At 43.0% G+C, this 22,851-nt stretch carries 20 protein-coding genes and 1 pseudogene; 7 read left to right on the top strand and 14 right to left on the bottom strand.

Translation table 11 applies throughout. The annotated features are described in order from the left end of the window. Window positions 1–10 precede the first annotated feature (10 nt). Entirely contained in the window at window positions 11–631 is a 621-nt protein-coding gene (locus FQV37_RS03260; protein WP_160021276.1) for a class I SAM-dependent methyltransferase, read from the top strand. Window positions 632–762: 131 nt separating this feature from the next. Next, a complete protein-coding gene (locus FQV37_RS03265; RefSeq protein WP_160021277.1) occupies window positions 763–1,074 on the top strand; it encodes a DUF1244 domain-containing protein in 312 nt (103 codons plus the stop codon). 75 nt (window positions 1,075–1,149) lie between these two features. Here the strand turns inward: FQV37_RS03265 and FQV37_RS03270 are convergent, their stop codons facing one another. From FQV37_RS03270 to FQV37_RS03300, 7 genes are all read right to left on the bottom strand, one after another. After that, window positions 1,150–1,593, bottom strand: a complete 444-nt coding sequence (locus FQV37_RS03270) for an SRPBCC family protein (RefSeq protein ID WP_160021278.1) — start codon at window positions 1,591–1,593, stop codon at window positions 1,150–1,152. An 81-nt stretch (window positions 1,594–1,674) separates the two neighbouring features. Continuing rightward, window positions 1,675–2,679, bottom strand: a complete 1,005-nt coding sequence (rluF, locus tag FQV37_RS03275; RefSeq protein WP_160021279.1) for a 23S rRNA pseudouridine(2604) synthase RluF — start codon at window positions 2,677–2,679, stop codon at window positions 1,675–1,677. 312 nt (window positions 2,680–2,991) lie between these two features. Next, complete coding sequence (locus FQV37_RS03280; RefSeq protein WP_160021280.1) at window positions 2,992–3,696, bottom strand: hypothetical protein; 705 nt, start codon at window positions 3,694–3,696, stop codon at window positions 2,992–2,994. A 283-nt stretch (window positions 3,697–3,979) separates the two neighbouring features. Next, entirely contained in the window at window positions 3,980–5,119 is a 1,140-nt protein-coding gene (locus FQV37_RS03285; RefSeq protein WP_160021281.1) for a CaiB/BaiF CoA transferase family protein, read from the bottom strand. Beyond that, window positions 5,112–7,301 (bottom strand): 3-hydroxyacyl-CoA dehydrogenase NAD-binding domain-containing protein, encoded by a 2,190-nt coding sequence (locus FQV37_RS03290; RefSeq protein ID WP_227679255.1) that lies wholly within the window; start codon window positions 7,299–7,301, stop codon window positions 5,112–5,114. Before FQV37_RS03290 ends, FQV37_RS03285 begins: the two co-directional genes overlap by 8 nt. A gap of 71 nt (window positions 7,302–7,372) precedes the next feature. Next, window positions 7,373–8,581: an acetyl-CoA C-acetyltransferase gene (locus FQV37_RS03295; RefSeq protein WP_160021282.1), complete on the bottom strand. Its 1,209-nt coding sequence runs from the start codon at window positions 8,579–8,581 to the stop codon at window positions 7,373–7,375. Between the two features lie 62 nt (window positions 8,582–8,643). Beyond that, window positions 8,644–9,795 carry an acyl-CoA dehydrogenase family protein gene (locus FQV37_RS03300; RefSeq protein WP_160021283.1) on the bottom strand — a complete coding sequence of 384 codons (1,152 nt, stop codon included), beginning with the start codon at window positions 9,793–9,795 and terminating at the stop codon, window positions 8,644–8,646. A gap of 378 nt (window positions 9,796–10,173) precedes the next feature. Here FQV37_RS03300 and FQV37_RS03305 point away from each other — a divergent pair, with 378 nt between their 5' ends. After that, window positions 10,174–10,812 carry a TetR/AcrR family transcriptional regulator gene (locus FQV37_RS03305; RefSeq protein ID WP_156410701.1) on the top strand — a complete coding sequence of 213 codons (639 nt, stop codon included), beginning with the start codon at window positions 10,174–10,176 and terminating at the stop codon, window positions 10,810–10,812. Window positions 10,813–11,020: 208 nt separating this feature from the next. After that, a pseudogene (locus FQV37_RS03310) lies at window positions 11,021–11,768 on the top strand (IS5 family transposase). A 67-nt stretch (window positions 11,769–11,835) separates the two neighbouring features. On the opposite strand, the gene FQV37_RS14205 reads toward FQV37_RS03310, so the two are convergent. From FQV37_RS14205 to FQV37_RS03335, 6 genes are all read right to left on the bottom strand, one after another. Next, window positions 11,836–12,072, bottom strand: coding sequence for a hypothetical protein (locus FQV37_RS14205; protein WP_240990929.1), 237 nt, complete (start codon window positions 12,070–12,072; stop codon window positions 11,836–11,838). After that, window positions 12,073–12,471, bottom strand: coding sequence for a hypothetical protein (locus tag FQV37_RS14210; RefSeq protein WP_240990930.1), 399 nt, complete (start codon window positions 12,469–12,471; stop codon window positions 12,073–12,075). It abuts the gene before it with no gap. 396 nt (window positions 12,472–12,867) lie between these two features. After that, window positions 12,868–13,851, bottom strand: coding sequence for an acrylyl-CoA reductase (NADPH) (gene acuI, locus FQV37_RS03320; RefSeq protein WP_160021284.1), 984 nt, complete (start codon window positions 13,849–13,851; stop codon window positions 12,868–12,870). An 80-nt stretch (window positions 13,852–13,931) separates the two neighbouring features. Then, the gene (acuR, locus tag FQV37_RS03325) at window positions 13,932–14,564 is read right to left on the bottom strand and encodes an acrylate utilization transcriptional regulator AcuR (RefSeq protein WP_160021285.1); all 633 of its coding nucleotides are present in this window, start codon (window positions 14,562–14,564) and stop codon (window positions 13,932–13,934) included. Between the two features lie 97 nt (window positions 14,565–14,661). Next, entirely contained in the window at window positions 14,662–15,246 is a 585-nt protein-coding gene (locus FQV37_RS03330; RefSeq protein ID WP_160021286.1) for a YqiA/YcfP family alpha/beta fold hydrolase, read from the bottom strand. A 57-nt stretch (window positions 15,247–15,303) separates the two neighbouring features. Then, window positions 15,304–16,218 carry a hypothetical protein gene (locus FQV37_RS03335; RefSeq protein ID WP_160021287.1) on the bottom strand — a complete coding sequence of 305 codons (915 nt, stop codon included), beginning with the start codon at window positions 16,216–16,218 and terminating at the stop codon, window positions 15,304–15,306. Window positions 16,219–16,960: 742 nt separating this feature from the next. Between FQV37_RS03335 and FQV37_RS03340 the strand changes: the two genes are divergently transcribed. The 3 genes from FQV37_RS03340 (at window position 16,961) to FQV37_RS03350 (ending at window position 22,052) form a co-directional block, all read left to right on the top strand. Beyond that, on the top strand, window positions 16,961–18,160 hold the full coding sequence (locus tag FQV37_RS03340; protein WP_160021288.1) for a sugar transporter: 1,200 nt from the start codon (window positions 16,961–16,963) through the stop codon (window positions 18,158–18,160). A 278-nt stretch (window positions 18,161–18,438) separates the two neighbouring features. Next, complete coding sequence (locus FQV37_RS03345) at window positions 18,439–19,800, top strand: MFS transporter (RefSeq protein WP_160021289.1); 1,362 nt, start codon at window positions 18,439–18,441, stop codon at window positions 19,798–19,800. Between the two features lie 398 nt (window positions 19,801–20,198). Further along, on the top strand, window positions 20,199–22,052 hold the full coding sequence (locus FQV37_RS03350; protein WP_160021290.1) for an autotransporter domain-containing protein: 1,854 nt from the start codon (window positions 20,199–20,201) through the stop codon (window positions 22,050–22,052). A gap of 151 nt (window positions 22,053–22,203) precedes the next feature. On the opposite strand, the gene arfB is transcribed toward FQV37_RS03350, so the two are convergent. Further along, the gene (arfB, locus tag FQV37_RS03355; protein WP_102091188.1) at window positions 22,204–22,617 is read right to left on the bottom strand and encodes an alternative ribosome rescue aminoacyl-tRNA hydrolase ArfB; all 414 of its coding nucleotides are present in this window, start codon (window positions 22,615–22,617) and stop codon (window positions 22,204–22,206) included. Between the last annotated feature and the right edge of the window lie 234 nt (window positions 22,618–22,851).

Below are 22,851 nucleotides of genomic sequence, written 5' to 3' on the forward strand. Positions count from 1 at the left end.
TATATAGCCCATGATAAATCAATCAAATACCCTAGATTTTTATAATAGCAACGCAAATTCATTCTTTGAGCAAACCATTAGTGTGGATATGCATCGACTATACCAACCCTTTATAGACAACTTGCCTGTTAGACCAGTACACCAGCAAAACATACTAGATTTAGGCTGCGGCTCAGGTCGTGACAGTATTCACTTTGCTAACTTAGGCTTCAATGTTACTGCTATTGATGGTAGCCGAGAGCTGATTGAGCGGGCAAAAATCCATCACAATAATATGATTTATTGGCAATGCTTAACTTTCGAGCAAATTCCATTTCAAAATTGGTATAAACGATTTACGAGTATTTGGGCATGTGCTTCGCTGCTTCATGTACCTTCTAAAGAGCTTCCTGAATTAGTAGATAATTTGCTTACTACGCTGACAGATAAAGGTAGTTTTTACGCATCTTTCAAGTATGGCAATAGTGAGTACGTTGATAATGGACGTTTTTTCTGCGATATGAATGAAGAATGCTGGGAAACCTTAAAGCAAAAAATCAATCATAAGTTCAAAGAAGAAACTTGGCTTACGATTGATCAAAGAACGAATAGAAATAAAGCATGGTTTAATATTATGATTAAAAAGGTTTAAACAAATGAGCCGAAGCTATGATGAGTTTCGATGTGCACGTTTTTAATATAGAACGACATAGGTTGCGCAATATTTATATCGTTAGTATCATTTCAGTTTTGAAATGACTCAATTACAATTAGGAAAATATCATGGCAAAATTAGAATCAAACATTGAGCTAGAAGCCGCGGCATTTCGTCGCTTACTAGCTCATTTAGATGAACGTAAAGATGTACAAAATATCGAACTGATGAACCTTGCCGACTTTTGTCGTAACTGTTTATCCAAATGGTATAAAGCGGCTGGTGAAGAGCGTGGTATTGGCATCGACTACGAGGATGCGCGCGAGCTTGTTTATGGTATGCCTTATGCTGAGTGGAAAGAGAAATATCAACAGAAAGCAACGCCAGAGCAGTTAGCGCGTTTTAACGAGATTGAAGCTGCTAAAAATAAAGCGAATTAAAACTGACAGTGATGGCTCAGATAAAATAAGCCACCAGTAGAAAGTAATATCAAAAAACCCAACATTGCCGCTAGATTAGCGGCTTTCTATGGATTTGAGGATGCTACTAAACCCTATGGTTCCTTGTTTCTGCATTTGACGGTCAAATAGGCGACCGACTAATGGCAGTGGTACAATCAATCGACCCTCAGATACCCAAGTCACGTGTGTGGTGCCATCGCCCAAGTCCTTTAAATCAATGATACCTTTATCATGCTGCATTTTTATAGGTTTAGATTTCTCGATTTGGTATTGCATATGAGTAGGACGCTCAAACGCCGTAATCCGCTCCCAGAACTTAACAGGTCCCGTTTGAATGCTACGTAAAGCCCCGACGCCATTGCGCTCTTCGTTACCTTCAGCTACTAACTTAGCAGCCCCCACCGCTTTAAATGAGCCATAACTGGCATGGTCACTCAGTGCTTCAAATACCTCATCAATCGGTTTTTTGACAATGCGCTCTACTTTTATTTTAAACATAATATTATCTCGTTAAGACTAAATTTATTTAGCTTACTGCTATTTTAGAAATAAATATAGTGGCCACATTGTGAAAAATTATTACCGTGAAGAGCCTCTTCCTTTTGAAGGACGCCTGCCATTGGTAGTAGGTTTGCCATTGCCTCCGGACTTACCATTACCCCCTGATGGCTTACCACGACCAGTAGGACGTCCATCCCTACCTTTAGAACCTGCTGGTTTTCTAGCATCATCTTTGGCGTATTTGCTACGCCCCTTTGCTGCACCTGCCGATTTTGTAGATGGTTTTGACTTTGATGAAGCATCAGCACGAGGTTTTTTTCGTGGCGTATTGCGAGATTTCTTGTTTGAGTGATTGTCTTGTGAAGAAGAGTCTTCTACAGATTTAAGTAACACAGACAGCTCTTTTGGGGTTAAGTCTCGCCAGTCACCAACAGGAAGACCCTTGAGACTTACATTCATAATCCGCGTACGTTCAAGCTTGACGACTTCGTAGCCAAAGTGCTCACACATACGGCGAATTTGACGGTTTAGACCTTGAACGAGCGTGATGTTAAATACATTAGGCGCCACTTTAGTCACTGGGCATTTTTTGGTCATCTTGCCAAGCATCGGCACACCGCCCGCCAGACCTTCGATAACACTATCCGTTAACGGCTTATTTACTGTAACTAGATACTCTTTCTCATGATTATTGCCAGCACGTAATACCTTATTGACCAAATCACCATTGTTAGTCAAAAAGATCAAACCTTGAGAATCTTTGTCCAAACGGCCAATCGGAAAAATACGCAAACTATGTCGCACAAAATCGACAATATTATTTTTCTCAGAGCTTTCCGTGGTGCTCACAATGCCCACTGGCTTATTTAATGCAATAAAAATAAAATCATCAGGCTCTCTTGGCTCAATAGGCTGCCCGTTGACTTTTACTGCATCACCAGCGACCACCTGATCACCTACCGACGCACGTTTGCCATTGATATATACATTACCTTGTTCAATAAAGCGGTCAGCGTCTCGCCTAGAGCAAATACCACTTTCGCTGATGTATTTATTTAAACGAGTCGAGGAAGCGTTGAACATAAAGCACCGTTTTACCTGATATGAAGCTTTTTTTGCTAAGAAAAAAGCCTAAATTGAATGGATCAACAATAACGAAATAGCTCACATTATATATGAAATCGACTGACCCTTTGAGGGGAGATGGGTAAAAACCTAGAAATGTATCGCGTCATGTAATTTTGGATGATGTCGAAAGAACTGGTTTATGAGGTTAGAAATTTAAAAAGCCTCACCATTCATCATACGAGCAGTGAGGCTTTTTTCTAGTTTTTCAGCTATATAATTTTTCAAATCTGTTCTTTTGCTGATTACTCTACTAACTTATCTTCCACACTACTCAGCATCATCTAACAGTTTGTTAAGCTCGTCCACCATTGGATCGTCAATGATGCTACCTTCTACATAGCTGATTATCTCATCCACAGTCGTCAGATCCATTTCACGAATACCTAAACTGGCTAGTTGCGAATTAATAGATTCTAAGCTGTCGTTATCTTCAGCGTCATCTAATAAATCCTCTTCAAATCTACCTCTGACAAACCAGTACATTTTTTCTAGTACGGTTTCTTTTTTGGTCAAAGTAGAATAACCATCGCCATAAATGAACAGGTTGAAATGATAAGGTATCTCTACATCATTGATGAAAAATGTACGTTGGCACTCTAATGTATAGGCTTGAATCTCTTCACTCTCAGCGCTTTCATCACTTTTGTTATCTTCATCATATTCAATCGCCTCTTCTATCAACTCACCTAATATCTGATATTCGCCGACTTTGATTTTATGATTATAAATGATAGCAGAGTCTGCGATTGCATCAAAAATAATGGCACTGACATCTAAGGTATGGTTGTCGATATCATAGAATGCTTTTAACGCTGGCAAAAACTCGGTCAGCTCTTCTTCTGGCACTTGAATGAGAAACTGCTGCTCGTATATTTTAATCATATCTTCAGGAGCATAGGTATTAGCAGTATTGGTCTCGTTTCTACCTGTTGGCTGCAAAGGTAAAAAATTATACGGGTTATGTTTGGTCATTCAGAACTGCCTTTTTGCTTAAGTTGAATTTATTAAATGTCTGTGCTGCTCAATCTCTAAGAGCCTTTAAACGTGCTACTATTTTTCAGTACCCTAAGACTTTAGGATTTATGGGCGTATTGTCTCTTATTCAGGCAATTTTAGATAGACAGTTGTAAATATACAAGTTCAATCACTCTGGTTTAGACAGGCAGTCAGAATAATACAGACTAAAAAGACGATACTAGCCAGCAGCGGCTCAATATCTTCTTCTCTTTTCTCCAGAGCTATTACATACTAATTATTAATTCACTTGCTGCCATCCTGACGTTGCGTGATGTTCATCTTGATGCGCAAATAAAAGGTGAGCTTTGGCTTCATGCAAACTCAGCACAGGGGTCACACAGACATCCGTTGCTGCAAATACACGTTGCCAATGCTTAAGCGTTTGACTGGCGAATTTTTCCGCGATTGTGTTGGTCGCCGCTTCACTCTCAGGTCTATTGGGCATGATACCAAGCTGCCAGTGTGTTTCTTTAAGCGACGGCAGCTCCAGTACCTCACATAGCCCTTGCCAAAATTTCAGCTCCAAGGAACCAACCGCCATATAGCGCTGGTCAGCGGTTTGGTATAGTCGGTAACATGGTAAGGCACCACCCAAAAAGTCATGCTGCGGCAGTAGAGTGTCGTTTAAGCCATCTCCTGAAAGGCTATTAATCAGTTTGCCTGTGACCTTTGGCATGACCATATGATTGTACAAACTGTGCGTCATGCTAATAGCAATGTGTCGTCCTCTGCCAGTACGCTGGGCGGCAAATACGGCAGCCAACAGTGCTATCACTGCTGTGTCACTACCACCTGCCAAATCCGCAAACTGGATATTGGGCATGGCCTGCTCACCCTGCGCTGTTTTTAACTGATCCAGCACACCGCTCATGGCCATAAAGTTGATATCATGACCTGCCTTATTGGACCAGTCATGATTCACTTGAGAGCTATTTTTTGAGTCAGCATCTTCTAAATAGATACCTTCTTTCGCGTAATTGCCTGCTAAGCCATAACCAGTAATAGATACCATTACTAGCTTTGGGTTGATGGTATGCAAGGTCTTAGCATCTAGTCCCATTTCTGCCAAAATACCTGGGCGAAAGCTATCTAGCATCACATCAGCTTCTTTAAGATGTGCTTTTATAGCTCCAATCGCTTTAGCGTCATGAAAGTCATATTTTTCGGTAGTCTTACCGTGGTTCAGAGCTGCGAAGAGCTCACCAAATACCCGAGCAGGATCGCCTTGTTTGGGCTCGATTTTAAGAACGTCCGCGCCTAAGTCCGCAAGCAGGCGCGTGGCAAAAGGCCCAGGTAGATTACGAGTCAGATCGATCACTCGTAACCCTTGTAGACAGTCCTTCATTTGATCAGGATTTGATACATATCTATCAGTCATCAGAGAACGCCTCGCCTTTGACTGCCATGTCTAGCAAGATTTGAGCTGGCTCAAAACGTTCACCATATTTCGCAGCCAGCTCACGACTCCGCTCAACAAACGCACTAACACCCATTGCATTGATAAACTGTAGCGTACCACCATGCTGCGGTGCGAACCCCCAACCAAAGATAGACCCTATATTGGTATCAGCTACTGAGCGCACAACATTTTCCTCATAGCATTTAGCAGATTCATTGGCTTGAATAAACATCAGGCGATCAACCAAATCTTGCTGCGACGGTTGCTCTGATTTTGGCGGATATAAATTTATCAGATCAGGCCATAGATGCTTATCACCCTCTATTGGATAGTCATAGAACCCTTTGCCATTTTTCTTACCTTCGCGCCCATGCTCATTGACCAGTGTTTTTAGTATGTCATAAGAAGGACGCACTACGATTGGCTTACCTTCGGCTACCATATCCGCTTGCTGCTGTTCGCTGACATGCAATGCGAGGCTTAATGACACTTCATCTTGTAATGCTAGCGGCGGCATTGGCATACCTGTTTTCAGTCCGGCAACTTCAATGCTACGCGGATGCACACCCTCTCCTAGCATCGCAATGCCCTCTGACACATAGGTACCAAATACCCGCGAGGTATAGAAGCCATGACTGTCATTGACGACGATAGGCGTTTTACCTATTTGCACAACATAATCGAAAGCTTGGGCCAACGTTGCATCGTCGGTTTTCTCGCCCATGATAATCTCAACCAGCGGCATCTTGTCTACTGGCGAGAAAAAGTGCAGACCGATAAATTGGTTTGGACGAGTGCTGGCTTTTGCCAGTCCTGTGATCGGTAGCGTTGAGGTGTTAGAAGCATAGACGGCCGTGTTTGAAATCACTGCCTCACTTTGCTGGGTACACTTGGCTTTGATTTCTCGGTTTTCAAACACTGCTTCGATAATAAGATCACAATCTGCCAAATCATCGTAAGAAACGGTTGGCATAATGCGTTCTAAGAGAGCTTGTTTTTTCTCTTCGGTAGCACGCTTTCTGCTAATGGCTTTATCCAAAATATCAGCAGAGTACGCTTGACCTTTTTCAGCATTGGCAATCTCTGTGTCCAATAAAACGACGTCTATCCCTGCTTTGGCAGTGACATAAGCAATGCCTGCACCCATCATACCAGCACCCAAAATACCGACTTTTTTGGTGGTTGTGCGTTCAAACCCTTGAGGACGAGACTGACCTTTTTTGATGCTATTCAGCTGCGTCCATAAGGTGTTGATCATGTTTCTAGATTCAGTGGACAGTACGCAAGCGGCAAAATAACGCGACTCAATTTCAAGCCCAGTATCAATGTCTACTAAGCACCCTTCAAACACACAAGACATGATATGAGTAATCGCTGGGTAGTTGCCATGTGACTTTTGATTGGCCATGGCTGGGGCGATAGAGAATATAGGAACCACCTTTGGATGCTTACTATCGCCGCCAGGAATTTTAAAGCCTTTCTTATCCCATGGCTGCTGCGCACTTGGATTATTTTGAATCCAGTCTTTTGCTTGCTTCAGCATATCTGCTTGATCAGTAGCTATTGCATCAATAAGTCCAATGTCTTTTGCCGCTGCTAGTCTTAATTTTTTGCCTTGCGTCATGAGCTCCAATGCCGTCTGAATACCGACCAACCTCGGTAAGCGCTGAGTACCACCGCCGCCAGGTAGCAAACCCAATTTCACCTCAGGCAAACCTAGCTTGGTCTTAGGCGTGTCAATGGCAATACGATAATGACAGGCAAGTGCCAACTCTAAACCACCGCCTAATGCGGTTCCTGTCATAGCAGCGACGACAGGTTTGCCTGAGGTCTCAAGCTTACGCAAACTACCTTTTAATTCTTCAGTCAGTGCAAATGCTTGCTCGGCTGTCTTTATCTGGTTCAATTGATCAATATCTGCACCAACCACAAAGGTGTCTTTGGTCGATGTGAGAATCAAGCCTGTGGCTGTGCCATCCTTGATAAAACTATCAACTATCGTGGCGAACGACTCTGTAAAACCGCCACCGATGACATTCATTTTGCGTTTGCTTTGGTCAATCGTGACAGTGACGATACCATCCTCATCACGCTGAGCTGAGAAGTTTTCTAGTGCATTAATGGCTGTCACGCTATCTGCTGTCTGGTTATTTGTCATCATTTTTATCCCTTAAATGATTCTTTATCTATTATTTCTTAATCTAATTGTGCTTTAGTCTATTTTAGAAAAAGTTAAACGCGCTCGATAATGGTGGCAATACCCATGCCACCGCCCACACATAGCGTAATCATAGCGGTCTGTAGATCGCGGCGTTCTAACTCATCAAGGACGGTCGTCATTAGCATCGCTCCTGTTGCTCCAAGCGGATGACCCATGGAGATTGCACCACCATTTACATTGACGATATCAAGCGAGATGTCAAAATCATCAGCGGTATTCATCGGGACAGCAGCGAATGCCTCGTTGATTTCCCAAAGGTCTATATCAGAAGCTTGCATGCCCGCTTTATCGAGGGCTTTTTGGCAAGCTGGCGTTGGGCCTGTGAGCATAATGGCAGGCTCTGAGCCAATGACTGAGGCCATCGTGATTTTGGCACGTGGTTTTAACCCTGCTTTTTGACCAGCCGCCGCACTACCGACCAAACATATGGCAGCCCCATCAACGATGCCCGAAGAGTTGCCTGCATGATGCACATGATTGACGGTTTCAATCGTAGTGTATCTGTCCAAAATAACGCTATCAAAGCCCATTTTGCCCGGCATAATAAAAGAAGGTTTTAGACCCGCTAAGGTTTCGACATTGGTATTAGGACGGATGGTTTCATCTTTATCCAACAGCATCATGCCATTGATATCGGTGACAGGGACGACAGATTTGTCGTAGTAGCCATTCTCCCAAGCCTTTGCAGCGCGGCGATGCGACTCGGTGGCAAAGGCATCGACATCACTACGACTAAAGCCTTTGAGCGTTGCGATGGTATCCGCACCTACTCCTTGCGGTACGAAATGCGTCGCTTCATTGACTCGCGGATCCATGTACCAAGCACCGCCATCTGAGCCCATCGGTACGCGGCTCATAGACTCAACGCCGCCTGCCACCACCATGTCTTCCATACCTGACATGATTTTGGCAGCAGCTAAATTAATGGACTCTAGACCAGAGGCACAGAAGCGAGACAGAGTAAGACCTGCCACACTTTGTGCCCAGCCAGCATCAATAACAGCAATGCGGGCAATATCAGAGCCTTGCTCACCCACTGGCGTCACACAGCCAAGTACGACATCATCGACCAAACTGGTATCCAAGTTGTGGCGCTGTTGCATCTCTTTTAGTAAAGTTCGCGTCAGCCAAATCGGTGATGCCTGATACAACGAACCATCCTTTTTCCCTTTACCCCGTGGCGTACGGATAGCGTCATAAATGTAAGCAGTCTCAGTCATAAAAAATCCTTTTTTTATTTTTTAAATAAACAACAATTATCGTAGTCTTATAATATAAGCGTCTACATAAAGCGTGAAGCCAGCTCTTTCATAATTTCATTGGTGCCGCCATAGATTTTTTGCACGCGCGCATCAGCATATAAACGTGCGATAGGATACTCTGTCATATAACCATAGCCACCAAACAGCTGCACGCATTCGTCGATAACTTCACACTGTTTTTCGGTGACCCAATATTTGATCAATGAGGCATGCGGTACAGACAGTTTGCCATCTAACATCGCATCTACTGCCGCATCACACATGGTGCTAGCAGCAAGATAATCGGCATAGCATTCCGCCATCTTAAAGCGGGTATTTTGAAACTTCCAAATAGGTTTGCCAAAGGCTTCGCGCCCTTTTACGTAATCTAAGGTTAAATTGATTGCCAGCTTCATCGAGCCAACCCCTGATAGCGCAATGATTAAACGCTCACGTGGCAACTCCTGCATCATTTGGATAAAGCCCATACCTTCTACCGTACCCAACAGGTTGGTTTGTGGCACACGTACATTGCTAAAGAACAACTCTGAGGTATCCTGCGACGTCAAACCAATCTTGTCGAGATTGCGTCCACGCTCAAACCCTTCTACTTTGTCCGTTTCTACGATGATAAGTGAGACGCCTTGTGCGCCTTTTTCACGGTCTGTTTTGCATGCTAATAGGATAAGATTGGCATGCTGACCATTAGTGATAAAAGTCTTAGAACCATTGATAATGTAGTCATCACCATCTTTTACCGCATAGGTTTTGATGTTTTGTAAGTCAGAGCCAGTACCAGGCTCGGTCATGGCGATAGCGCCGATATATTCACCCGTTGCCATTTTGGGTAGCCACGCTTGTTTTTGCTCTTCAGTACCGTGGCCTAAAATATAAGGCGCGACAATGCCTGAGTGCACCATACCGCCAAATCCCGATTGATTGGCCTCAGTCTGTGCGTAGATAAGTGCCGCTTCATGGCCAAAATCCCCGCCACCGCCGCCATACTCAGCTGGTATCGCCGCACACAGAAACCCCATCTCGCCTGCCTCTTCCCAAGCAGCGCGATCAATCATGCCATTTTTGCGCCACTGCTCATCTTTAGGATCCCAAGATTGAAACATTTTTAAGGCGCTGTCGTACACCATCTGATGCTCTTCGGTCATCCAGTTTGGGGTAAGTTTTTCGATACTCATGATGTCTATCCTTGACAAGGTGGAGTGAATAACAACTATATAGTCAAGTCTATATAAATCCGCTACATCGTCATCCTCGCTAAGCATACTAATATATAACTTACACTCGGTTTCCTTGTATCGAAATTATATTGAACTGACTATATCTAAGCCATTTTGTAAATTATGGTAATTTATATTACCGTTATAGATATACTATAAATGCTTTGTATTTATTAATATATGAGTCTTATACTAGGCTACGAAAAACCACTTCGCAATCAATTAAATAAAAATGGTAATTTATATTACTTATTGATTTAATCACTTTAAATTATTGAGAAAATCATTTAACTGATAGGACGTATCAAATAGTCAATACTTTAAGAAGCGATAAATATGAAAACCTTTAATCAATCAGATAGCCTCACGCAAACTCGATCTCTAGCGCCCCTATCCGATATGCGGCCCGCAACTTTGGATAAAATTGAACAAGCTGTTCGTAAAGTCTTTGCAGGATTTGACGCCAATGAGGTGACGATGGCGCAGATTGCAAAGTCTGCAAACGTTTCTTTGCAAACGCTTTACAAGTATTTCGGAGACAAGCAAACGCTGTTTTATACCATTATGGATATTGTGCTCGGCAGATTAGCCGCTCGAATTATGGATCATCTGCAAGGGATTGATAGCGTACAAGATCGTCTACGTAAGACACTGTGGGTCTGCTTTGATTTTGTAGACTCGCATCCAGATGCGGTGATGGTTCTGTCTTCTGTCTCGGCCTCACGTATACGTAATATCGCAATCTATGAAAACAAAGAGTTAATTGGGGCGTTTTTAGCGGTATTAGAAGATGGACAAAATCGTGGGGTGCTCAATGACACTGTTCCTTTGCACATACTCTTTGATGTGTTTATGGGGTTTATCAGTCGACTTGGTTTAATGCATACCATTCGCCAAACAGAAACACCGTTAAATGCAGAGTTTGATGCGCTATTTGTGATTTTATGGCGCGCCATCTCTAAGCCTGAAGCCTGACGCTTAAAATGAATTTTATAAAACTGATATTTAGCAGTGTTTGTCTCTTACAAGAAAACATAACGTAAAAAACCAAAAAGCCCCACAATAAAGTGAGGCTTTTTTATACTGAGTCTTCTAATTTATACTAGGGCGTGTCATCAATTAGCACAGTTATTTTAGAATAAGCTATAGTAACTCTATATTTAGCAATCTGAGTAAAACCCTCATGACAAGACGCCATGCCCTACGAGATGACCAATGGGCGAGAATTAAAGACATTCTGCCAGGTCAACCAAATGACGTTGGTGTTACTGCAAAGGATAACCGCTTATTTGTAGAAGCCGTCTTGTACCGCTATAAAACAGGCATACCTTGGCGTGACCTACCTGAGCGTTTTGGCGACTTTAGAGTGATTCATACTCGTTTTAGCCGTTGGTCACAAAAAGGCGTATGGGAACAGGTTTTTAATCAGTTGTCTGAGCAATCCGATGATGAATATGCCATGCTAGATGCCACTATTGTTAAAGCCCATCAGCATAGTGCTGGAAAAAAGGGATCAAGCCATCGGTCGCAGTAAAGGTGGACTGACGACCAAAATACATACTCGTACAGATGCGCTAGGCAATCCTACAGGCTTTTATTTGACGGGTGGCGGCGCTCATGACTTGCAGGGGTCAGACGTGTTGTTAGATGTCAGTATTAGCCAAACCTGGCTTGCCGATAGAGCTTATGATGCTGATGCCCGTGTCATTGAACCGATTAAAGCCGTACAAGGCAACGCAGTTATACCGTCTAAGTGTCATCGGTTGCAGCCAAGAGACTTTGACAAAGAGCTCTATGAAGCACGGCATTTAATTGAGAACTTCTTTGCCAAGATTAAGCAGTATCGTGCGATTGCTACTCGCTATGATAAGTTAGCCCGTCATTTCTTGAGTGCTATTTATCTGGTTTCTTGTGTCATTTGGCTTAATTGATGACACGCCCTAAGGCTTCTTAGTCGATGAGCTTAGATTATTACACTCTTCATATACTCACAGCATTTTAGATACTGCTAGATTTTGGCAATCCATACTCTGCATGGTCGACCACATGGTTGTCTTGTTCAATAGTCAGTCGATAGGCTTTGATTATACCGTCGTATGGCAAACTGCCCTCATACTGCTGATAATGCTCGCAGATGCTGTCTTGAATCACTGATTTACGTGCAGCATCGTCTAATTTGGCAAAACCGCTAGGCAGATGTACTTGCGCAAAACGTAAAGCCGCGCCACGAGACATCTAATTGTCAGCACTCGTAAATGTAAAATCTACTTCCGCTCGTAAGCTATATCTAGGTAGCGTGTTAGAGTGATTCGCCAAGTCATATTTAATCTGCGCAATATCTTCTGCGAATGGCTGATACGGTATCTCAAGCACGGCAAACAGTTTTGCCAAAAACTCATCAGCGGTAAAGTGTTTGTCCATATAGCTACCATCAAGCCCAAGGAATTTGCTCGACAGTACATGGCGCAGGCGGTCATAGGCAGGTATGGTATGTTTAAGAGGATAGCCCATTTGCTTGACGATATCTTGCGGGCGCAGCTCAAGCGACTCTATTTGATTGATAATATATTGCGCTAAAGAATGGCGTGGGTGATAACGACGGGTATATTTAGATGGGTTAGCAATGTGGCTCATGATATTGAACACCTTAGACTCCTGTAACTCCGACGAAAAAGTATGATATACGCCCAAATAGGCAAAAAATCAGGCACAAATGAGGTTGTCGGAGTACAGGCTCATGCGCTTTACCAGAGTTGTTTTATATCGTGCTGGAAGTTGCAAGGTTTGTTACGCTGCCATTAGACTATTGTCATGGTCGGCAATAACAAAACTGTTAAACCCACGATAGATCGTTCAACGATGATAGCACATCAGATGACAAAAAATAAATACCGATATTTGTGACCGTTTGTGAATAATTTTTTTTCACGTTGAGCACTCAATCTTAGACGTTTCGATGCGCCACTTATTCATGTGTTAACACGAGGTTCAACATCGAAATATTAGGGTTGAAGTATTAACGCTTAACGCCTAACGATTGACGTCAACGACTATTCGACCACGAACCTTACCATCCAACAACTCGCTGGCTGTCGGAATGACTTCGCTTAGTCCAATCTCTCTAGTGATTGCATCCAATTGTGTCATATCCAAGCTTGTGCTCAAACGCTGCCATGCTTCTACACGCTCATCATAAGGTCGTGTCACACTGTTGATACCAAGCAAACTGACACCGCGCAAAATAAAGGGCGCGACAGTAGCAGGGAAATCCATGCCTTGAGCCAATCCACAGGTAGCGACTAAACCATCTTCACAGGTGCTAGCACAAACGTTGGCCAGCGTATGACTACCGACAGAATCGATTGCAGCGGCCCATTTCTCTTTACCAAGTGCGCGTCCCGGACTACTTAATTCAGCTCGGTCAATGATCGTCGTTGCACCAAGGCTTTTTAAGTATTCTGCTTCTTCCAGACGTCCCGTAGAGGCGGTGACAGAGTAACCTTGGTTTGCTAAAAGTGCGATGGCAAAGCTACCAACGCCGCCATTAGCACCCGTCACCAATACTTCACCGCGCTCTGGTGTGAGTCCATGACGCTCTAATGAGATTATACAAAGCATTGCGGTATATCCTGCTGTACCTATCGCCATTGCTTGACGTTCAGTCATCGACTCAGGGAGCGGGATCAGCCAATCACCGTTTAATCGCGCCTTTTGTGATAGACCGCCCCAATACTTCTCACCCACACTCCATCCATTCAACAACACTTTGTCGCCAGCTTTGTAGCGAGGATGATTACTCATTTCCACAGTTCCCGCTAAATCAATCCCTGGAACCATAGGAAATGTGCGTACCACAGGACTACGGCCTGTGATGGCCAATCCGTCCTTATAATTAAGCGTGCTAAATGCCACACGAACCGTGACATCGCCTTCTGGCAATTGCGTATCCTGTATCTCTGTCAAATTAGACTGATAAACATCGTCATTTTTTTCAATTAATATTGCATTAAACATGGTAGCTCCTATTTAGACCAATCGTCTATAAATGAGTAAAAAATAATTTAGACCGGTCGTCTAAAAATATAGATAAAAAATTACTTCTGTATTCCTGCTACAAAACCTCGGAAAAAAGCATCTAATGGACTGACATCTTGCGTCAACTTAGCACGCAAAACCGCACCTTCCCATCCGATCCAAAAGAAAGCAGCAAGCTCATCACAATCACTATTAGAATGTATTTGTCCTTGTTGTACTGCAAGACGCAAGCAAGCCGCTAAACGCTCCTGCCAATCAAGCAGTATGTTTTCTAACTCACAGCGAAAACTCTCAGGCAACACGACAATCTCTTGACCCAAGTTCCCTACCAAACAGCCGCGTCGAAATTCATGCTTGATCATTCCCGACTTAGCATCTTCAACAAAGTCACTAATGCGCTGCATAGGAGACACTTGCTCGTTTAAAAAACAATAATCTAACTTGCGAGCAAAATACAACGCGTACTGCCGTAATACTTCCTGTCCAAACGCCTCTTTGTTTTTGAAGTAATTGTAGAAGGAACCTTTAGGCACATTGATACGTTTGAGTATGGCATCGATACCAGTGGTCGCAAAGCCTTGCTCTGTCAGCATCTCCATCCCAGATCTCAAAAGAGCTTCACGGGTATCCGTAAACTCTCGTTCAACATTGGGTGGACGCCCTCGACGGGCTTTTGGCTTAGTAATCGTCATGCATAGATATTATGACCGATCGTCTTTAATGTCAATTAATTATTTTAAGCAGTTTATTTATCCATCAGTCGCGACAGTTTTTTGACTGCCCTTGCTATCAGTCTTCACCATGATATGTCGTCTCATCCATCCAAACGATGGGATCTTCGCACAAATCAGTTATGTGATACCAAATATCACTACTACGAGCGATACGATGATGACCGCCTTCAAAGTAATCGACTTCCCAGCTGTCTGGCAGATTTACTAATGTTCGTCTGGCGACTGCTACGTCCAAACTTTCATCGCCAACTTCTACCATAACTCGTACCATCTCGGTATTGGTCGTGGGAAAAGACAGCTTCATATCAGCCACGTCAGGGATACGGTCCGCCAATACCTCACTTGGATAGATACAAGGTGCAATCAATAGTGCGCGCAAGTTGTATTTATGAGCAAAATGATTGGCAAACCAACCACCAAGCGAATGCCCTGCCAACACCACTCGTGGATACTGTGTCATTTTTTCGCGGATTAAGGCGTCGTAGATCTCAAATATTTCTGCAAAACTCTCGCGGTAATTGACCGTTTGACAGTATTTTGGCTCACGCGTGATACAAGTATATTTACTAGTCTCATTGCTTGAATCAAGACCATGAAAAAACAGTAAAAACGTATCATTGTTTTCGATAGGGAACATCATAAGGTTCTCCTTTTTTAATTATTATTTAGGCTTATTCTTGGTAATTTAGTTTATGAATTAAACCGATTTTTGACTAGCAACCTGCGCTTGGTACAAGCTTAAAAGCTCCTCACAAGCCTGCATTGAGATATTTCTTGCAAAGCCTTCGTTAAACCAAAAGTCATAAACCGCTTGGACAATAGCTTTCACCGCTTCTGCATTTTCTGGCTTTTGTTCTGTTAGTTTCATCGCAATGTCTTGCGCTTGTATATCCGACTCGCTATAGGGCGCGCTCCAGCCCACGCCATAACGATAGAGCACATCATTGATCGCCAATATGAATACAGCATTGGACACCCCAAATGAACCGACAAGCCTGTCAAGCATTGCACAGCGCTCTTCATAAATACTGACCTCTATCGGCATATCAGCTTGATCAAACAAACAGTCACAACTCACCATGTGCGAGGGCTTACTAAAATCATCCCATAGCAATGGATAAGTTCCTCGAATCCCGCCCTTTTCCACTACATTAAATTGCCAGATCGCATAATTCGTATCTGGCCCCTTATAAGGCACATGTATAAACCACTGCATCATCACATCACTGTCGTACATGATATGAGTGCTACCAATCCGCACGCCCTGCTTAGGCAGTACATCCTGATATACGCTATCCATGTCATCACTATAAAGCGTCACTTTACGTAAGTTTTCATCACTGGTATCGCCCAACTTTGCTCTTGCTTCCCCTATATTTCGATAGAGCTTAAAGGGTGCTACCCATCTGAGCGTCTCATCGGTATTGTTCACGAAGTAAATATCATCCTCATAACTGTCTATAGAAACCGTTTCGAGGTAAAACAATGGCTGTTTTCGTACTCGGCCTTTCTCATCATTTGCTAGTGCCTTTATACCAGATAGCTTTGAGCCACCCGACCACTGCATATTGTCTAATTGTTTTTTCTCAAACTGATACGTTAATGTGGTCATCGTTATATCCTTATTATTTTGATTTCGGTTGTTTAGCTGCAGTTTTTCGTTGTTGTTATATTCTGAGTGCCGATTTCAAGCCAGCCGAGTCTGTTCGCCATTGTTTGAATGACGTCATTATCTATAAAATTAAGTAAATTAATCGACTTGGTAAGGTGGTAGTTTTTAATTCTGATAGACTTTTTAGCCACAGTTTTTCGCTGTTGCATTGCTTATATTTTTGCAACGCAAACGAGCATTTTTTCTGTTTAGTTTTTTTTGTTTATTAATAATGATGGTTTTTTGGGTTTGTACAGGCGTAGAAGTTTAGGATTAAACGTAAATAACACTACTAGAAAGACTTCGCTAAAATAGCGTTTCAAAAACTTAGTTAAAAAGTGAAGCGTTGCGCTCCGAGGGTTAACTGGTTTTTATCTCATGTCATTTTGCCTGACCTAATAACTATAGTATAAGTTCACATAAAAATAAAGCTGTTTAAAACCTTCTACGACAACTGGTGTCGCTTCTTTTTAAATGAATTGTAGTTTAGTCGTTAGCAAGTATCCCAACGCAATAAGTATCATTAGCGACAGTTTCATATTGCTCAAGCATCCTTACCAAACGCTCGATTAACAATCCTTATCAAAAAACAACTTCCACGATTGGCTTGGGTTTGCTATCTTGCCGCGCAACCCTTGTATTCTAATTAAACCTACCCCACTTTGACCTATCACACGTAGTATCTGCATCTATATTGGATTTTATGACACATAACCTTGAGGTAAGCCCCAACGCTCGCCGAACTCAGTATTTTCAAGTATTTTTGATGGGCGTTAGTGCCTTTATTATGAACACCACAGAATTTGTCCCTGTGGCGCTGTTGAGCGACATTGCCCAAGACTTCTCTATTACGACGGCAGAAACTGGCTGGATGTTGACACTCTATGCTTGGATTGTCGCAGCGATGTCATTACCACTAATGCTACTGACCAGTCGATTTGAACGCAAACGCTTGCTCTTGGGGCTTTTTGTAGTATTTATTGCCAGTCACGTACTTTCCGTATTTGCATGGAGCTTTGACGTGCTGCTCATTAGCCGAGTTGGGATTGCGTTATCGCATGCGATATTTTGGTCCATTACGGCCGCAATCGCGATACGTGTCGCACCTGAAGGCAAAAAAGCCATGGCGCTTAGCGTACTGGCGACGGGTACGTCGTTAGCAATGGTACTCGGTGTGCCGCTAGGACGCTTAATTGGGCAATGGTTTGGCTGGCGGGCTACCTTTGGCGGTATTGGCGTCATTGCCTCAATTGTATTTATTCTACAAGCGAGACTCTTACCGACGTTACCTAGTATGTTTGAAGGATCTTTTAGAAAGATTCCAGAACTCCTTAAAAACCCCCTATTAGTCTGTTTGTACCTGCTTATTTTATTAGTCTTTACAGCCCACTACACGGCTTATTCTTATATAGAACCATTCATGCGCCAAGTCGGTAATATCAGTGAAAACGCTGCTACTTTTGTACTGTTGCTATTCGGTGCAGCAGGAATTGTAGGCAGTATTATTTTCAGTCGTTGGGGAGATCGGTTCAATACCAGATTGATGCTAATATCGACCATACTCATGCTCGTGTCTATGCTTGCACTATTGCTAGCAGTGACCTCTGTATGGGCGCTCAGCTTTATTGCTTTGCTTTGGGGCGCGGCGCTTATGCTACTGATTATCTCAATGCAGGCCAAAGTCATCATGGTCGATGTCAATGCACAAGACATGCTGATGTCGATGTTCTCAGGTATTATTAATTTGGGAATTGGTACGGGTGCACTATTCGGCGGTTATGCCGTGACGCATATTTCACTATCTAGCGTAGGATACACCGGTGCGGCTATCGCAGTTGTGGCGTTACTATTAATGCTGTTTATGATCAAGCGTTTTCCTGAATTGAGTAAACGACTTGGCTAAATAATAAGTCGATATTAAAGGATACCCAAAAAACAGTAGTCAGTAAGTAACCGTCAGAAAATAATAAGCAGAATGCCAGCCATATAAATAGGCTGGCATTTTCTTTATGTATGAATACAACAATGTAGCCCATAAAACATTTCAAAGATTTCTTACACACTGATTGAACGAACGTTCAGGTGCAGTTATACTAATTTTATTGGACATAAGTATACTTAAACTATAAGTATATTTAATAAAGGACTGATAGGGATTAAGCACAAAAGGATGAGTGTGAAATGGATACTATTCAAAACAAGGAAGTCATTACCTACGATCTAAATTTAGTGACGATATATACTGCGAGTTTTCAACTTGTTGGAGAGCCTGATGGAATGACTCAACGAGACAGTCGAGATCAAGGAAATCAAGATAACCCTGCGCCCCCTAAGCTAGGCAGATTACACTATGCTTGGATCGTTGCTGCGACAGGCTCTGTAGCAATGTTCTGCGGACTTGGGTTAGGACGATTCGCATTTGGTATGTTACTACCGTCAATGTCATCCTCTTTAGGATTAAATTATACTCAAAGCGGAATCTTGGGATTCACCAACCTGATAGGATATCTGGTTGCAGTGCTTCTAAGCCCGTTTATCCTACCTCGGTTGGGTACTCGAACGACTGCGACGGCAAGTCTCCTCCTCATTGCTGTCTCTATGCTCGGTATGGCTTTTACCACCAGTTTTCCAATACTCTGCGCACTCTATGTGCTGACTGGTATCGGTAGCGGCGGCGTGGTCTTACCAATGATGAGCGTCATGTCTCATTGGTTTTTTCCTTCGCACCGCGGGCTTGCTTTAGGATTAGTCATGGCGGGACCCGGCTTTGGTATCATTTTATCAGGCTTCGTCGTACCCAAACTCTTACCCTTCTCTACTCTATTGTCTTGGCAGACAGGTTGGCTAATTTTTGCCGTGATTAATATTGCGGTAGCTTGGCTTACTTTTACTTTGATTCGCAATCATCCAGACGATGTCAGACAAAGCCCTTTTGGGCGCGCACCTACCTTACCTGTTAAAAATAAGAAAAAGCTAGAACGTAGCAATATTAAGCTGCTCGTACATTTAGGTGTCATCTTTGCTATTTATGGTGCTACTTATATGGTTTACGTTACCTTCATCGTGACCAGTATGGTTGGCTCATATCAGCTGAGTGAAGCGACTGCTGGTGGTGTTTGGGCATGGATTGGGCTGCTTAGCATGTTCTCAGGCATGTTGTTTGGCTGGATTTCTGACCATATTGGTAGACGCCTTGGTCTAGCGCTGGCTTATTTCTTCCTTGCCATCGCTTATCTGCTAGTCGGACTTACTAATTGGAGTTTAGGGCTGTATTTGTCCATTATCTTGTTTGGCATAGTGGTGTGGAGTGTGCCTGTCATTATGGCAGCTTCTGCAGGTGATTATTTCGGGCCTGCGGCGGCGGCAAGTGCACTCGCGGCGCTGACGTTTGCTTTTTCAAGTGGGCAAGCTCTTGGGCCAGTAACCGCAGGTTATCTTGCAGAAGTCACTGGTGACTTTAGTATCAGTTATATGATATCTGGTATCGCCGCTTTTGTAGCGCTTGGACTTGCCTTATTATTGCGTCCACAAAAACAAGCTTAATTTCAGTTTCTATAGTATTGATACTGCTAGCTATACTTTGCTATTACCGCCAGTGACATCTTTATACGCATTTAGTCTGACTATCTTATTGTGGAGTGCTGCTTTGATACTATTTATGATTGGGCAGTTGCTTAGGTTAAACAAGCAATATCGATAGATAATTCTTATACCTTTCAATAAAAATCAGGTGCTTACAGCATAATTACATAGAAGGAAATAAAATATTATGTGAGCGAGACAGTATGATTTTTCAGTACTTGCTCCCCCTTTTTTATGCTCTAAAAACTTACTTAGATAAGGCAATATTCTTGCAACTTGCAATCAAAACGATTGCTAGCTTTCTAAAAAGTGGTTACACTCGGTTGACAAACTATTACATTGATGACAAGGAAGTCACTATGCCTCGTAATACTTCACGTTCTAAAATTAGCCATACCCCTTTCAAAACTTTTACCAAAAGCATGCTGGCTGTCAGCCTATCTATCGCTGGTATTTCTCACGCAAATGCTTATGACAGTGTCACCTTTTTTGGTGATAGCCTGACCGATGGTGGCTATTTTAGTCAAGTTGTACCAGGTCCTGCTCAGTTTACCACCAACCCTGACAACACTTGGGCAACCTCATTCACTGAGCAGCTAGGTACCACGGCTGTTCCCGTTGTATTCGGTAGTCCTCAAACTGGTAATAACTACGCTATCGGCGGGGCAAGAGCAGGCGAAGAAGCGCTTTTCCCTGGCGGTATTCCTATTGCTTCTGCCAATAGCCAAGTCGATAGCTATCTCGCTAATAACACAGTAGATCCTAACGGATTATATGTCGTGTGGGCAGGTGCAAATGACTTGCTTGCGGCGGCTGAAGATCCTGCTAATGCCCAAGCAACCATACTTGGAGCAGTCGCTAGCCAAACCGAAACGATTAATGCATTAAAAGACAATGGTGCCAAATATATCTTGGTACCTAATATTCCCGATGTCGGTCTAACCCCTAGAGTTATCGATCAAGGGCCTGTAGCACAGGCGCAAAGTACTGGTGCTACTAGCCTATATAATCAATTTATGCTTAGTGCCGCAGCAAATACTGGCGCTAATATCATACCGCTAGATATGTTTAGCTTAACTCAGGAGATCATTGCATCGCCTGCTCAGTATGGTTTCACTAATGTCACCGATGAAGCTTGCGGCGACAACAATAGCTCTCTAACTTGTGGACCTGATACTCTTGTAGAAGCAAATGCCAACGAAACCTACTTCTTCGCTGATGGCATACATCCAACAGGTGCTACTCATCAACTGATTGCTGACTATGCAAATGCTGTAGTCACAGCGCCTAGCTTAATCGGTGTGCTGCCACATATTGCAACGACAACTGGACTTGCAACCAATGAGCGCTTACAGTCACACGTCAACCAAATTCAAAGCAGTGAGCAAAAACCTGCCCGTACACTATGGGCCGTTGGTGAAGTCGCTAATCAAGAAATTGCAGGGTTTGATGGTGATAATAATACCCAAGTATTACTTGGCGTAGATTTTGCTCATCCTAACTCAGCCAATGCAGTGACAGGCTTATACGGTAACATTACCCAAAAAGACTTTGAAAACTCAGACGTTGGCACAGGTTTGAGTGATATTGATCTAGGAGAGGTCGGTTTTGGTGTCTATCACAGCAACAAGTTTGGTGGTTTACAGATCAATGGTGCTGCAGGATTTGGCAACATGGATGTCGATGTCACACGTGCTGTGACACTAGGCAGTAATCAACAGCAGTTTAAGTCAAATGCTGATGGCAAGCGCTTTTATGCCAACTTGCAGGCAGGCTACCCAATGCAAGTGAGCAATATTGCTGTCACACCTTATATCGGTGCAACAGCGAGCCGCGTAAAAATTGACGGACTCAAAGAAAAAGAGATGTCTGGCATTGCTATGCAGTTCGATGAGCAGAAATACTCTACGACATATGGCAAGCTTGGTCTCAAAGCCAATCATAGCTTGATGGAGAACCTCAACCTATTTGGTGACATTCATTACCAAAAACAGCTGAGTGACAATCGCGAAGCGGTAACCGCACGTTTGAATACGCTACCAAATATCAGCTTTGAGACGCCTATGGTCGAAACTGATGATGATAACGTTGCTATGACACTTGGCCTATCTAGAAGCTTTGGTCTATTGAATGCCAACGCTGGTGTCACACATTCACAAGGTAATGACGATGACTCAACCAGCCTATTTGTTGGACTTAATGGTGCATTCTAAATAAGTCGTTAATCTAGAATAATGGTATAGGTGGTAATTAATCGCCTATACCATTCTAAATTCAAACGTTGCCATAACCTACTATAGCTTTTGTTCTATAAGTTTTCTGCCGTATAACTTCTCAACGACCAAACCTACTATCACAAACTCTCTAAAAATCTACTTTACCGCGCAAAGCCTTTGTCTTACCACGCTGGGTCTTTTTATCCACCCGTTTACGTTTGGCATTTCTGCTTGGCTTGGTAGGCCTTCTGGTTTTATTAACGTAAGTGGCTTTGGTGATAAAGCTTTGCAAACGTTCAAGCGCATCTATTTTATTGCGCTCTTGCGTTCGAAACTGCTGCGCCTTGATAATTAGCACGCCTTCCTTGGTTATTCGGCTATCTTTGCTATTTAGCAGTCGCTGCTTGTACTCATCGCTCAGACTTGAGTTGTTAATATCAAAACGTAGGTGAATGGCAGAAGATACTTTGTTGACATTCTGCCCACCTGCGCCTTGCGCTCGTATGGCGCTGATCTCTACCTCATTATCATTGAGGCTAATATTGTTATTAATGAAAATCATAGTATGCTGTTATCGAATGTGAATGGATATGGTTTATGATAAAGCATTATATAGTCAATCCTCTATAAATTAGGTACGGTGTCAGTCTCGCTTAGTATACTGCTTGTAATACTTTCACTCGGCTTCCTAGGGCGTGTCCTCATTTTAAGAATGATAATAAAAATGAGATAAATCGCAGTCAAACAAGGAAAATAGCGCAGATAATATCGAGATATTAGTCAGCTATTTGACGCC

It is taken from the genome of Psychrobacter nivimaris (assembly GCF_009812035.1).
GTDB classification, from domain to species: Bacteria; Pseudomonadota; Gammaproteobacteria; order Pseudomonadales; family Moraxellaceae; genus Psychrobacter; species Psychrobacter nivimaris.